Genomic DNA, 13,397 nt, shown 5'->3' with positions numbered 1-13,397 from the left:
ATAAATGGAGAGATTATATTATAAACAACTAGAGGAAGAACTTTTTTATGAAAAAATGGATAATGGTTTAGACGTATATATTTTACCTAAAAAAGGATTTAATAAAACTTTTGCTACATTTACAACGAAGTACGGTTCAATTGATAATCATTTTGTACCTTTAGGTCAAAAGGATTTAAAACGAGTTCCAGATGGTATAGCTCATTTTTTAGAACATAAAATGTTTGAAAAAGAGTCAGGTGACGTTTTCGGTCAGTTTACGAAGCAAGGTGCATCTGCAAATGCATTTACATCCTTTACAAGAACAGCGTATTTATTCTCATCAACTTCAAATGTAATGGGCAATTTAGAAACATTAATAAACTTTGTTCAAGAACCATTTTTTTCTGAACAAACGGTTGAAAAGGAAAAAGGCATTATTGGCCAAGAAATCCAAATGTATAACGATAATCCCGATTGGCGATTATATTTTGGTGCTATCGAAAATATGTATCATAACCACCCGGTTAAGATTGACATTGCTGGTACAATAGAATCAATTGCAAAAATTACAAAAGATTTACTATATGAATGTTACTATACATTTTATCATCCAAGTAATATGTTATTATTTGTCATTGGACCAGTGGACCCACAGGAGACGATGAATTTTATTCGTGATAATCAAGCAAAAAAACCATTTACAGAGCAGTCTGAAATTGAGCGAAAGTTTGATGACGAACCAACAACCGTTCTTGAACGGGAAAAAATTCTCCATATGAATGTGCAAACACCAAAAGTAATGGTCGGGATAAAGGGGAATTTTCCAAATCAAAAAGGCGATGCAATGTTAAAAAATGAATTATCTGCACAATTATTATTAGATTTATTATTTAGTCAAAGCTCAGAAAACTATAGAGATTTGTATAATGCTGGATTGATTGATGATTCATTCTCCTATGACTATACACAGGAGGAAAGCTTTAGTTTTGCTCTTGTCGGTGGTGATACGCATGATCCTTGTCAATTACAAGAAAAAATAACAAGTATTTTGTTAAAAGCAAAAAATGGAGAAAATATAAAAGAAGATGGGCTAGAACGAGTAAAGAGAAATAAAATAGGAACGTTTTTAAGAGCAATGAATTCTCCGGAATATATTGCGAACCAATTTACACGGTATGCATTTAATGAAATGGATTTATTTAAAGTTGTACCAATACTTGAAGAAATTAATGATCAAGATGTTAAAAGAGTTGCTTTGGAATTGATTGCGAATGATCGAATTACAGTTTGTAAAGTTTTGCCAAAAACGGAGTAAATACTATCGGGGTACTTTTACCCCGTCTTCAAACGTATAATGTGAAGGGTGTAACAATAAATGATATTTTGTGCTTTTAGGGGGAAAGACCTTGGTTGAAAAACGTTTTATACTAGTGACGGGAGCTAGTGGTGGAATCGGACGGGCCATCTGTTATGAACTAGCTAAACAAGGGTACTCATTATATTTACATTATTTTAAAAACAGAGAAATGATTGAAGAGATGACGCAAGAATTTAATATACAGTATCCTAATGGGGAATTTATACCGATTCAAGCTGATTTACGTATCGAAGAAGCTGTTACAGAGCTTTGTCATAATATTTATCAAATAGATGGGATTGTTCATAATTGTGGAATTGCGATCAGTAAGTTATTAACGAATATGCTTCCAGAAGAAATTCATGATTTAATTGCGCTACATTTAACTAGTCCTATTGTTATTACAAAAAACTTATTACAAAAAATGGTTCATAGAAAAACAGGTTCCATTATATTCGTTTCTTCTATTTGGGGACAAACAGGTGCTTCTTGTGAAACCGTTTATTCTGCAGTCAAAGGTGGACAAATAAGTTTTGCTAAAGCTTTAAGTAAAGAAGTCGCTTTAAGTAATATTCGCGTAAATGTTGTCGCACCAGGGATAATAAAAACAAAAATGTTAGATCATTTAAATGATGAAGCTATCGAGATCGTTCGCGATGAGATACCGTTTGGAAGATTAGGTAGACCAGAAGAAGTTGCACAAGCAGTAAACTTCTTACTTTCTGATCAGGCATCCTACATAACTGGACAAGTGTTAGGTGTAAATGGTGGTTGGTATACATAATAAGGGATAGCAAATGTAAATTAATCTTTTTTTGATAATTTCTTGTATAAATTCTTCTAGGTTATGCAAAATAATATCGAATATCTCAAAAGGGGGTTATCACATGAGTGTTTTGCATAACTGGGAAGAATGGAAAAATTTTCTTGGTGATCGTCTAAATCAAGCACAAGAGGCAGGTCTAGATCAAAATACGATAACGGATCTTGCTCATCAAGTTGGAGATTATTTAGCAAGCCAAGTAGATCCAAAAAATGAGCAAGCGCGTGTACTAGCAGATTTATGGTCTGTAGCCAACGAAGAAGAGCAACAAGCAATCGCCAATACGATGGTAAAATTAGTTCAAAATAATGGAACAAAATAAGAGAGGGAATACCTCTCTTTTTCATTTTATATTCATATTTTTCTCACCAAAGGGTTAAAATTGTCTGAAGAAAGACTAAATAAATAAATTCGTAAAATTATTTGCGTATTTCCTTTCATATCTTAACTAAATCATATATTATAATTATTAGTGAGTGGGTTAACATAGGTGATAATAGGTGAGTGCAAATGGTGGAGAAAAAAGAGTGGTATTTGGAATACGAAATTAATATTAACCGCCCAGGATTGCTTGGAGATATTTCTTCATTAATGGGAATGCTATCAATAAATATTATAACGATTAGTGGAATTAACCAAGGTTCGAGGGGTTTACTTATTTTGTCAACTCAGCATCAAATGGAACGGTTGAAACAATTATTAGAGTTAATGGAGACAATTAATTTAATTAAGTTAAGGGAGCCAACATTACATGACCGTTTAGCTGTCCGTCATGGTCGATATATTCAACGTGATGAAGATGATAAAAGAACATTTCATTTTATTCGCAATGAAATTGGTATGCTTGTTGATTTTATGAGTGAGATTTTTAAAGAAGAGGGGCATCAATTAATAGGTATACGCGGTATGCCTCGAGTAGGAAAAACTGAATCTGTTGTAGCAGCGAGTGTCTCTGCTAATAAGAGATGGTTATTTGTTTCCTCAACTCTATTAAAACAAACCATTCGCAATGACTTAATTGAAGGTGAGTTTAGCAATAAATATATCTATATTATTGATGGGGCCGTATCGATGAAACGTGGAAATGAGCGACATTGGTCACTCATACGAGAACTTATGAGGCTTCCCGCAATAAAAGTCGTGGAACATCCCGACTTGTTTGTCTCCAACTCTCAATATGAGTTAAAGGATTTTGATTATATTATTGAGTTAAAGAATGAACCAAATGAAAAAATTACATATAACGTTGGTAAACAAAATATGTTTACTGAATCAGGTTTTGATGGATTTGATTTTTAACTAAATGGAAGGTGTTACCATTGTCAGAATTAGGAAGTAAATTAAAAGAAGCTCGGATTGAAAAAGGGTTAACTTTGAATGATTTACAAGAGATTACAAAGATTCAAAAACGGTATTTATTAGGTATTGAAGAAGGAAATTATGATTCGATACCGGGAAAGTTTTATGTACGGGCATTTATCAAGCAATATGCGGAAGCTGTTGGAATCGATACAGAAAGTTTATTTGATGAATTCAAACAAGAGATTCCTTCAGTCTATGAGGAGGATATTCAAGAACAAATTACTCGAACACAATCAAGGAAAACGGATCAAGCAGCATCAAAAATGATTGAACTATTGCCGAAAGTTCTCATAACAGCAATTGTAATTGGGTTGATTATTTTAGGATGGTTCTTTGTTCAAAAGGTCATTGGTAATAACGCATCAGTAACAGATGATGCTTCTAAAAACGAAGTGGTAGATTTTCAAGAATCGGGTAACTTACCGGAAAACAAAAAATCTGTTGCTACAAATAAAAATAATACTGCTAAACAAGATACACCAAAAAAAGAGACCAATTCTAAAACAGAAGACGAGAACTCAAAAGGAACACAAAACATTTCGGTTATATCCTCTGAAGGAAATACAACCACATATAAGTTAACAAATGCGGATTCCTTTATGTTGAATTTAAAAGTAACGACAGGCGGGAAATCTTGGGTTGGAATGGAAAGTACAAACAATAAACAACTTCTGAATTCTACGCTAACAGAAGATACTCCACAATCGTTTGATTTAACGAATGAACAAGAAGTAAAAATTCGTACCGGTTATGCACCAGCTTTGGAAGTTTATATTAATGATGAAAAAATTGATATACCGAAGAAGGCAAATGTGCAAACAATAATAATTCAATATGAAAAAAAAGGAGAATAGTCATTATAAAAGATGACTATTTTCTTTCGTTCATATAAAATAGAAAGGTAGAAAATCCCATCCTTATTAGCAAAAGTTATAGTAGTTAAATTTTTGGAGGTCTTAATAGTGAATATACCAAATAAAATTACTTTTTCTCGCGTTTTTTTAATTCCTATTTTTGTTATTCTTATGGTAGTTGATTTTCCTTGGGGGACTATCCAATTTGGAGAAGTTCATATACCTGTGTCCGAATTGGTTGGAACAATTATTTTTATTATTGCATCAACTACGGATTGGATTGATGGTTATTATGCCAGAAAGTATAATCTTGTAACAAATTTAGGAAAATTTCTCGATCCTTTGGCAGATAAATTACTTGTTTCTTCTGCTTTTATTATTTTAGTTGAATTAGGATTAGCCCCATCTTGGATCGTTATCATTATCATTAGTCGGGAATTTGCTGTAACAGGATTAAGATTAATATTAGCTGGTGATGGCGAAGTAGTGGCCGCAAATATGCTTGGAAAAATTAAGACCTGGACACAAATTATCGCTATCATTGCATTGCTTTTGAAAAATGTACCATTCTCTTATATTAACTTCCCATTTGCAGATCTCGCTCTATATGTAGCAACACTCTTTACACTTTGGTCCGGTATTGATTATTTCGTAAAAAATAAACATGTTTTTGCAAACTCAAAATAAATGATTATGATTAAAAAAGTTGAGATTCGGGAGGTCTTCGTATGAATGGTGAGATCATCTCAGTAGGTTCAGAGTTATTACTCGGACAAATTGTAAACACAAATGCAAAATATATATCACAACAATTAGCAACAATCGGTGTGAATACGTTTTTTCAAACGGTCGTTGGTGATAACGCTGATCGGCTAAAAAAAGCTATCGAAATTGCGGAAACCCGCTCAAATTTAATTATTTTTACTGGTGGATTAGGTCCAACGAAAGATGATCTAACAAAAGAGACGGTTGCCGCTCATATCGGTGTTAAGCTTATCTATAATGAAGTAGCACTTCAATCAATTCAAGAATTTTTTAAAAAGCGGAATATTGCCATGACAGATAATAATCGTAAACAAGCACTTGTTTTTGAAAATGGTGAAGTGTTACCTAATGATACAGGGATGGCCCCTGGTATGGTTATTACAATAAACGGAATAACGTATATGCTACTTCCTGGCCCACCAAGTGAATTAGAACCAATGTTTTCAAACTATGGGTTAAATGCAATTTTAAATCGGTTGGAAGTTGTAGATAAAATCGAATCACGTGTGTTGAGATTTTTCGGAATTGGCGAATCTAGCTTAGAACATAAATTAGAAGATCTAATAGATCGGCAAACAAACCCAACAATTGCTCCACTTGCATCAGATGGGGAAGTAACACTACGACTCACTGCTAAACACGCAAATGATTATGAGCGCAAACAACTTCTTGACCGTGTTGAGTTAGAAATATTGAATCGTGTTGGAGAAAATTTTTACGGTTATGATGAGACAACCATTGTTAAGAAAATGGGAAATCTTATAGAGGAAAAGAATATGACCATATCAGTAGCCGAAAGTTTAACGGGTGGGTTATTCCAAGAAGAACTAACATCCATCTCAGGTGTAAGCAAATGGTTTAAAGGAGGAATTGTTTCCTATCTACCTGAGATAAAAATAAATGTATTAGGTGTAAAGAAAGAAACAGTGGAAAAGTACGGTGTTGTAAGTGAAGAATGTGCCAGAGAAATGGCAGAAAACGTTCGTAAACTAATGAATACGGATATCGGAATAAGTTTTACCGGAGTTGCTGGTCCATCCTCACTAGAAGGAAAAGAGCCGGGTACTGTTTATATTGGGGTCTCTTTTAAAAATGAGCCACCTACCGCCCGATTAGTGATTTTACCAGGAAATCGTGAGACTGTTCGTGTTCGTTCTGTTAAAACAGGGGCATGGCTAATCTATAAGAAATTACGGGATATACAAAATAAGTAAAGAAAAAGGGCAATCTTTGCGGTTATGACAGTTTTGTTTTTTGACTGTAAACTAAAATGATTGTCCTTTTTATTCATTATACGGTTAAAAGCTGACAATAATAAGGAAATGGTACATAATTAATGAAATAAAGAATAGAAATAGGTGAATTTTATGAATAGGTTGAGTACCTTATATGAACGAGCAACTAAAAAGGTGATAGCCAAAATTTACGAAGATATTATGCGTTATTTTGAATGGCATAGTGAAAGGATTCCAGAACTAAATCAATATTACAACGAAAGAAAAGATTTTCTCGAACATACTTGGTTCAATATATGGACAAATATAGTTACGAGCGATTTTTCAATAAAAGAACGAAGACAATTTTTAATCGAAAAAGGTATCTCCTTTGAAACGACAGATAAAAAATTAGTGAAAAAGCTATTTCGCGATGAAATAAAAAAAGTCGCTCCTTTCAACGTTCAAAAATGGTTATTCGAAACATTTTCTACTAATGAATGGGAGAAAATGTACAAGTTAACGAAGGAAAAAGAAAGAGAAAGAATAGAAAAAGAACAACAAAAATTGTTACGGAAGCAGAATATGCTCACGTTTATTGAAATTGTAAAAGAGTGGATAAAAAATAATGAAAATAGGATCTATCTCCATATTAGATATAAAGTTGCATTACAACTTAAGAGGGATTTAGAAAAACAAATAAAATATAAGTTAATTGGAAGAAATTGGGGAGATCAACAATTAGTGAACGATGGACATTTCTCCGCATCAAATTATCGGACAGTAGAACAATTTTTTTCTGAATTTACAGGGGATATGATAGAGGATGATGATTGGGGACGATTATACTTTGAATACGAAACATATGGAGATTGTTATTACCAATTGCTTTATCAAATGCTAATTGAACTAATGGATCTTGAATTTCAAAATGAGCTTAAGAAAGAATTTGAGGATAAACCCGAATTAATGAGTGACTTATTTGAAACAGGGGAATGGATAGTCATCATTGAAGATCATTTGGAAGAACGAATAAATGACATCTATACAAATATTTCTAATGAATATATTGATGATATGCTTGAGGTGGCAAATATTGATTCATTTCAAATGAAACAGCAACATGAATTCCTTCAAAAGCACCAACGTTTACAAGAACAAAGACGTTTAGCAGAAGAATTGGAGCGAAAAAGAAAACAAGAAGAAGAACAAAGAATCATGAAAGATGTTTTTGAACGTGAAATGGTGCCTCGTGGAAAAGCAACTCATTATATCCTTCATATTGGTGATACAAATACAGGGAAAACATTTCATGCATTAGAGAAAATGAAAGAGGCGGCATCTGGTTGTTATTTAGCTCCATTAAGGCTTTTGGCGCTTGAAGTTTATGAAAAGTTAAATGAAGAGGGTGTTCCATGTTCCTTAAAAACTGGAGAGGAAGAAAAAATAATACCCGCTTCAAGACATATATCATGTACTGTAGAAATGTTTAGCGAAAAAGATGAGTATGATTGTATTGTCATTGATGAGGCACAAATGATTGCGGATAGAGAGAGAGGATTTTCTTGGTATCAGGCAATCACAGGAGCTATCGCGAAGGAAGTACATATCATCGGAAGTAAAAATACGAAGAGTATGTTCCTTCAATTACTTGAAGGTGATGTAACCATATATGAATACAATAGAGATACACCGTTAAAAGTTGAACGTCAAAAATTTACAATTAATCAAGCGAGAAAGGGGGATGCATTAATTTGCTTTTCTCGTAGAAAAGTACTTGAGACAGCTGGATTTTTAGAGCGAAGTGGAAAAAAAGTAAGTATGATTTACGGAAGTATGCCACCAGAAACAAGAAAAACACAAATTGGTCGATTTATTAATGGAAATACATCTGTAATTGTTGCAACAGATGCTATTGGGATGGGGTTAAATTTACCTATACGACGGATTGTATTTTTGGAAAATGAAAAGTTTGATGGAGTAAAAAGACGTCGCCTCACCTCACAAGAAGTTAAGCAAATTGCCGGACGAGCAGGAAGGAAAGGCCTTTATAATGTTGGCAAGGTCGCCTTCTCTTCTGATATCGCAATGATGAAAAGGCTTTTAGAGAAAGAGGATCCTCCTTTACATACGTTTACGATTTCACCAACAAATGCGATGCTTGAACGGTTTCAAAAATATAGTCATCACTTAGGTACCTTTTTTGCATATTGGAATCGGTTTGAAAACCCAAATGGTACGATTAAAGCTGTCCTTTCACAAGAACAAGAATTGTATCAACTAATCCAAGGTACAAATATTGAAGCAAGATTATCGTTAATGGATCTATATAGTTTCTTACATTTGCCTTTTTCAGCAGGGGAAAAACAACTCGTTGGACAGTGGATCGAATCCATGACGGCAATCGTGAACAATGATGAGTTACCAGAGCCTATTGATAAAAGAGGAAGTCTAGATGAAATCGAGCTAACGTATAAGTCGATCGGATTGTACTTACTCTTTTTATATCGTCTAGGTAGAAAAACAGAAGCCACTTACTGGGAACGAATAAGAAAGGAAGTTAGTGATGAGGCGAATGACCATTTAAGAAGAGCGGTTAAAAAATATAAGAAGAAATGTAGAAATTGCGGGCGGAAGTTACCGTTTGATTACCCATATGGAATTTGTAGCCGATGCTATGAAAATAGACACTTTTTTCATTATTAAAAGATAGGAAAAATGTATATGAACAAACGACCTAATATATATATTGATGCGGATGGATGTCCTGTTGTTGATTTGACAATTAAAATTGCTAAAAAGTTTGCTCTTAACGTAATTTTAATTTGTGATACGTCACACTCGATATTTCATACTGATGCAGAGACAATTGTTGTTTCAAAAGGAGCGGATGCAGCTGACTTCGCTATTACTAATCGTGTAAAAAAAGGGGATATTGTTATAACACAAGATTATGGATTAGCTGCGATGATTCTTGCAAAACAAGCTATTGCCATGAATCAAAATGGATTACAATATACTTCGGACAACATTGGGCAGTTACTTGAATTTAGACATATGGCACAAAAGGTAAGAAAATCTGGTGGGAGAATAAAAGGTCCGAAAAAACGAATGAAAGTAAATGATGAAAAGTTTGTAAAGGAATTCACAAAATTATGTGAGATAGTTATTAAAGAAATAGACGATAATTATATTATGTAAACAAATGTGTTAAAATTAAACATTTTACTTAATACTACGATTTTTAAAAGTAATTATTCCTATTGCCTATATAAAAATATAAATTATCTTCCCTCAATATACGGAGTAAGGTATAATGAAAAGAAACTGGACATAATTTGTCCTATTATAAGGTCACAAGATACAATTGATTTCGTAAAATATAGAGCAAAGTGAGGTTTATTAGTTGGAATATGATAAACAAGTAAAAAACAGACTAAAACGTATTGAGGGGCAAATTAGAGGGATTTTACGAATGATGGAAGAACAAAAGGATTGTAAAGACGTAGTGACACAATTGTCTGCTACTAGAACGGCAATTGACCGAACGATAGGGGTTATCGTTAGCTCCAACCTAGTTCATTGTGTAAAAAATCCTGAAGAACATGGTGGAAAAACGCCAGAAGAAGTCATTCAAGAAGCAGTTAATCTCTTAGTTAAAAGTAGATAACATTTAAATTCTTAAATCAAGGCTGTTACAAGTTATTAAGCTATGTAACAGCCTATTTTAGTTCAAACATGTTTTGAACTAAATTTACCAGAACTAACCGTTAATAATAAACGATTTTAAAGGAAAAATGAAGATAAAAGAGGTGAGAACATGAACTTTTTTCAGCAAGATAAAGCATATCAAGCAGGAGATATTGTGTATGTTTTATATCGGAATCCCCATACGCAAGATGTTGCTAATATTCAAGAAGCAGCAGTTGTTAGAAACCCAGATAATCCAAATCAATTAGCAATTTTTTTATATGAGACATATTATCCATTGACGGATGAAATTGCGATTTTCCAAAGTGAAGACGAAGCAAAACAGGCATATGATTATTTTTTTGGCAGTGAAGAAGAGACACAATTTTTTTAGTTAATAAGGAAGGATTCGGTAGCATACATCAATGCCGAAAATCGATTAACTACGGCTTTCGTTTTGCCTAATGGCTATAGCCCTGAGTTATCTTTAAACTATGAATTGTATTAGAAAGGTAGGGACAACTATGGGGAAACCGTTCACCCCGAAACTAGTTTATTTTGAACCGCATGCGTTAGATTATCCACTTGGAAAACAGTTACTAGATAAATTTGAAAATATGGGCTTGGAAATACGGTATACCACTTCCCATAATCAAATCCGGGATTTACCAGGAGATAATGACTTTCAAAAATATCGTGTTGCAAAATCAACTTTAGTAGTTGGGGTAAGAAAAACACTTCGATTTGATACATCAAAGCCTTCAGCAGAGTATGCGATACCACTAGCCACTGGCTGTATGGGTCATTGTCATTATTGCTATTTACAAACAACAATGGGAACGAAACCTTATATTCGAACTTATGTCAACGTTGATGAAATATTTGAATCCGCAGATAAATATATGGAAGAAAGAGCACCTGAAATAACAAGATTTGAAGCAGCCTGTACATCTGATATTGTTGGAATTGACCATTTAACCCATTCATTAAAACGCGCAATTGAACATATTGGTGCATCAGAATATGGACGACTTCGCTTTGTAACAAAATTTGAACATGTAGATCATTTACTAGATGCAAAACATAATGGGAAAACACGATTTCGATTTAGTGTAAATGCGGATTATGTTATTCGCAACTTTGAACCTGGAACCTCCCCATTAGCAAAAAGAATTGAAGCGGCTGGTAAAGTTGCCAGAGCTGGATACCCACTTGGATTCATTGTTGCGCCAATCTATCTACATGAAGGATGGGAAGAAGGGTATTATCATTTATTCGAACGGCTTGACGCAGAACTTCCACAAGATGTTCGAAAAGGTATTACTTTTGAATTTATTCAGCATCGTTTTACAAAGCCGGCAAAAAGAGTAATTCAGAAAAACTACCCAATGACCAAATTAGAATTAAATGAGGAAGCAAGAAAATATAAATGGGGTAAATACGGAATTGGTAAATACGTATACCAAGATGAGCAACAGAAAGATATACAAGAAAATTTACACAGTTATATGAGAAAGTTTTTTCCAGAAGCGAAACTAGAGTACTTTACATAATATAATTATAATAACCCAGAGAAAAGTACTGTACTAATTTGAAAAAAATGAAAACCTGTCCTTCTTTTTTTCCTGCTTACATATACTTTTTATAGTTAGGTAAAGGGGAGGGCAAAGTTATGTTCCAAATGTTTGAAAAGGCTATTTTAGGAATGGCTTTTTTACGTATGTTTTCAGGATCCATTGAAATTTTAGTTGCAATTATTATTTTGAAATTAAATGATGTAGAAAAAGCTTTGATGGTTAATAGTTCATTAGCACTAATCGGCCCATTAATTCTAATATTAACCACATCGATTGGACTAATTGGCTTAGCAGATAAAATATCTTTTGCCAAAATTATTTGGGTGTTCATTGGAATCACATGTATTTTATACGGGATAAAGAGTGGTTAAATATAAGTTCATTAGCCAATCACGAATAATTTTTCGTGATTGGCACGACTAAATAGAAAATCACCTTTCCTTTATTTCAACTAGTGATTTAAAAAGGGTTTTACTATTATCCTCATTTCTACCCTCGATATAAATGATATCATCCTCCGATTGTGTGATATCTTTATAAAGAATAATTGTTTCTCCGGGGAAAGCTTCATTATTAAAATTCATTTCTACAGATTTCACTTCAAATTGATTATGTTTTTCAATTGGAAAGACGTCCATAACATAGTCTACATATTTTGAGTTGTTTAAATGCCCGTTAAAGTCAATATCACTATAGCCAATCACTTTTTTATAAACCTTTTCTATATTACCGTAGTCTTGTAATTTACTAAGTTTATTATTTAACGCACGCTCTTCTCTAACTGCTGGATATTGTATTCCAATTGAATCATTTCGTTTTAATTTACGCTCATTTATATCCATTAAAACCCAAATTGAGCTTGCCTTGATTAAAATATCACCTCTTGTATTACGAACTAGAAAATCCCGCTCAAATTCAATCCTTTTTGGTTCATGAGGCCAAGTTTCTATGGTAATTTCTTCGTTATATTTAGGCATCCTTGTAACTTCAACGCGAATACGCATTAAAACCCAGGCAACACCGTACTTATAGGCTAGTTGTTCAATCCCCCAACCTAAGTTCTCTGCGGCAAGACTCGCAACATCTTGAAAGTAACTAAACAATGTACTCAATTTAAGTTCTTTAGCAAAATCAACATCACGTAAATCTACATGCATGTTTGTACGATAAGTTATACTTTCCATGAAAACATCACTCTTTCTTGTAACATAAATTTTTAAGCGAAATATAATAAGATTAATTATTATCGAATGTTAACTTAGCGAGATAAAGTAAATGATTGGAAGAATGATCCAATCATTTCATATAGTTTAATCCTAACAAAAAAATCATTAATTTTCTATTCAGCACAAATTGTTTTTGTAAATTATAGCACTTTATATGAACGTATGTTAATATAGGCATATACTGAAATTTAATTGGAGATGAGATTATGTCAAATACTGGTGAAGATACATCGAAGTATTTTCGAAAGGAATTAGATGAGGAGACATTATTTGTTGTATCTCAAACATTCAAAGCACTCAGTGACCCAACCCGTATTCGGATACTTAATTTACTATTTGAAAGAGAATACTCGGTTAATGAAATAGCAGATACGTTAAATTTACGTCAGTCTACAGTATCTCATCAATTGCGTTTCTTAAAGAATTTACGTCTAGTAAAATATCGTCGTGAAAAGACAACTCTTTTTTATTCTCATGATGATGATCATGTTATGGATATACTAAAACAAACAATTGAACATGCTGAGCACGAGTAAATATAACCTTA

15 protein-coding genes are annotated in these 13,397 nt (G+C 33.2%); 14 read left to right on the top strand and 1 reads right to left on the bottom strand.

Annotated elements, in window-relative coordinates:
- The first annotated feature begins 4 nt into the window (after positions 1-4).
- The 13 genes from yfmH to BN2144_RS15555 all read left to right on the top strand — a co-directional run bounded on the left by yfmH (position 5) and on the right by BN2144_RS15555 (position 11,995).
- Positions 5-1,297 (top strand): EF-P 5-aminopentanol modification-associated protein YfmH, encoded by a 1,293-nt coding sequence (yfmH, locus tag BN2144_RS15615; protein ID WP_033829163.1) that lies wholly within the window; start codon positions 5-7, stop codon positions 1,295-1,297.
- A 91-nt stretch (positions 1,298-1,388) separates the two neighbouring features.
- Entirely contained in the window at positions 1,389-2,123 is a 735-nt protein-coding gene (gene ymfI / locus BN2144_RS15610; RefSeq protein WP_033829162.1) for an elongation factor P 5-aminopentanone reductase, read from the top strand.
- Positions 2,124-2,226: 103 nt separating this feature from the next.
- The gene (locus tag BN2144_RS15605; protein WP_033829161.1) at positions 2,227-2,484 is read left to right on the top strand and encodes a DUF3243 domain-containing protein; all 258 of its coding nucleotides are present in this window, start codon (positions 2,227-2,229) and stop codon (positions 2,482-2,484) included.
- Positions 2,485-2,675: 191 nt separating this feature from the next.
- Entirely contained in the window at positions 2,676-3,461 is a 786-nt protein-coding gene (locus BN2144_RS15600) for a DUF3388 domain-containing protein (RefSeq protein ID WP_033829412.1), read from the top strand.
- A gap of 20 nt (positions 3,462-3,481) precedes the next feature.
- A complete protein-coding gene (locus BN2144_RS15595) occupies positions 3,482-4,378 on the top strand; it encodes a helix-turn-helix domain-containing protein (RefSeq protein ID WP_033829160.1) in 897 nt (298 codons plus the stop codon).
- A gap of 108 nt (positions 4,379-4,486) precedes the next feature.
- Positions 4,487-5,065 (top strand): CDP-diacylglycerol--glycerol-3-phosphate 3-phosphatidyltransferase, encoded by a 579-nt coding sequence (pgsA, locus tag BN2144_RS15590; RefSeq protein WP_033829159.1) that lies wholly within the window; start codon positions 4,487-4,489, stop codon positions 5,063-5,065.
- A gap of 41 nt (positions 5,066-5,106) precedes the next feature.
- On the top strand, positions 5,107-6,357 hold the full coding sequence (locus BN2144_RS15585; protein WP_033829158.1) for a competence/damage-inducible protein A: 1,251 nt from the start codon (positions 5,107-5,109) through the stop codon (positions 6,355-6,357).
- A 153-nt stretch (positions 6,358-6,510) separates the two neighbouring features.
- Positions 6,511-9,063: a DEAD/DEAH box helicase gene (locus BN2144_RS15580; protein ID WP_033829157.1), complete on the top strand. Its 2,553-nt coding sequence runs from the start codon at positions 6,511-6,513 to the stop codon at positions 9,061-9,063.
- 18 nt (positions 9,064-9,081) lie between these two features.
- Positions 9,082-9,558, top strand: coding sequence for a YaiI/YqxD family protein (locus tag BN2144_RS15575; RefSeq protein WP_033829156.1), 477 nt, complete (start codon positions 9,082-9,084; stop codon positions 9,556-9,558).
- A 205-nt stretch (positions 9,559-9,763) separates the two neighbouring features.
- A complete protein-coding gene (locus BN2144_RS15570; RefSeq protein WP_033829155.1) occupies positions 9,764-10,027 on the top strand; it encodes a metal-sensitive transcriptional regulator in 264 nt (87 codons plus the stop codon).
- A 150-nt stretch (positions 10,028-10,177) separates the two neighbouring features.
- Positions 10,178-10,441 (top strand): transcriptional regulator SplA domain-containing protein, encoded by a 264-nt coding sequence (locus BN2144_RS15565; RefSeq protein WP_033829154.1) that lies wholly within the window; start codon positions 10,178-10,180, stop codon positions 10,439-10,441.
- Between the two features lie 130 nt (positions 10,442-10,571).
- Complete coding sequence (gene splB, locus BN2144_RS15560) at positions 10,572-11,600, top strand: spore photoproduct lyase (RefSeq protein WP_033829153.1); 1,029 nt, start codon at positions 10,572-10,574, stop codon at positions 11,598-11,600.
- Positions 11,601-11,728: 128 nt separating this feature from the next.
- Positions 11,729-11,995 carry a YqhV family protein gene (locus tag BN2144_RS15555; protein WP_033829411.1) on the top strand — a complete coding sequence of 89 codons (267 nt, stop codon included), beginning with the start codon at positions 11,729-11,731 and terminating at the stop codon, positions 11,993-11,995.
- Between the two features lie 60 nt (positions 11,996-12,055).
- Here the strand turns inward: BN2144_RS15555 and BN2144_RS15550 are convergent, their stop codons facing one another.
- Positions 12,056-12,808: an acyl-[acyl-carrier-protein] thioesterase gene (locus tag BN2144_RS15550; protein WP_033829152.1), complete on the bottom strand. Its 753-nt coding sequence runs from the start codon at positions 12,806-12,808 to the stop codon at positions 12,056-12,058.
- Positions 12,809-13,056: 248 nt separating this feature from the next.
- Here BN2144_RS15550 and BN2144_RS15545 point away from each other — a divergent pair, with 248 nt between their 5' ends.
- On the top strand, positions 13,057-13,386 hold the full coding sequence (locus BN2144_RS15545; RefSeq protein WP_033829151.1) for an ArsR/SmtB family transcription factor: 330 nt from the start codon (positions 13,057-13,059) through the stop codon (positions 13,384-13,386).
- Positions 13,387-13,397 lie beyond the last annotated feature (11 nt).

The sequence above is a fragment of the Bacillus andreraoultii genome, from assembly GCF_001244735.1.
GTDB classification, from domain to species: Bacteria; Bacillota; Bacilli; order Bacillales; family Caldibacillaceae; genus Caldifermentibacillus; species Caldifermentibacillus andreraoultii.
The sequence above is the reverse complement of the archived record's forward strand: the minus strand, read 5'-3'. Positions and strand labels throughout refer to the sequence as shown.

Coding starts and splice junctions, on each gene's coding strand:
- yfmH (WP_033829163.1), top strand. CDS start 5: ATGGAGAGATTATATTATAAACAACTAGAGGAAGAACTTTTTTATGAA.
- BN2144_RS15605 (WP_033829161.1), top strand. CDS start 2,227: ATGAGTGTTTTGCATAACTGGGAAGAATGGAAAAATTTTCTTGGTGAT.
- BN2144_RS15585 (WP_033829158.1), top strand. CDS start 5,107: ATGAATGGTGAGATCATCTCAGTAGGTTCAGAGTTATTACTCGGACAA.
- BN2144_RS15580 (WP_033829157.1), top strand. CDS start 6,511: ATGAATAGGTTGAGTACCTTATATGAACGAGCAACTAAAAAGGTGATA.
- BN2144_RS15575 (WP_033829156.1), top strand. CDS start 9,082: ATGAACAAACGACCTAATATATATATTGATGCGGATGGATGTCCTGTT.
- BN2144_RS15565 (WP_033829154.1), top strand. CDS start 10,178: ATGAACTTTTTTCAGCAAGATAAAGCATATCAAGCAGGAGATATTGTG.
- splB (WP_033829153.1), top strand. CDS start 10,572: ATGGGGAAACCGTTCACCCCGAAACTAGTTTATTTTGAACCGCATGCG.
- BN2144_RS15555 (WP_033829411.1), top strand. CDS start 11,729: ATGTTTGAAAAGGCTATTTTAGGAATGGCTTTTTTACGTATGTTTTCA.
- BN2144_RS15550 (WP_033829152.1), bottom strand. CDS start 12,808: ATGGAAAGTATAACTTATCGTACAAACATGCATGTAGATTTACGTGAT.
- BN2144_RS15545 (WP_033829151.1), top strand. CDS start 13,057: ATGTCAAATACTGGTGAAGATACATCGAAGTATTTTCGAAAGGAATTA.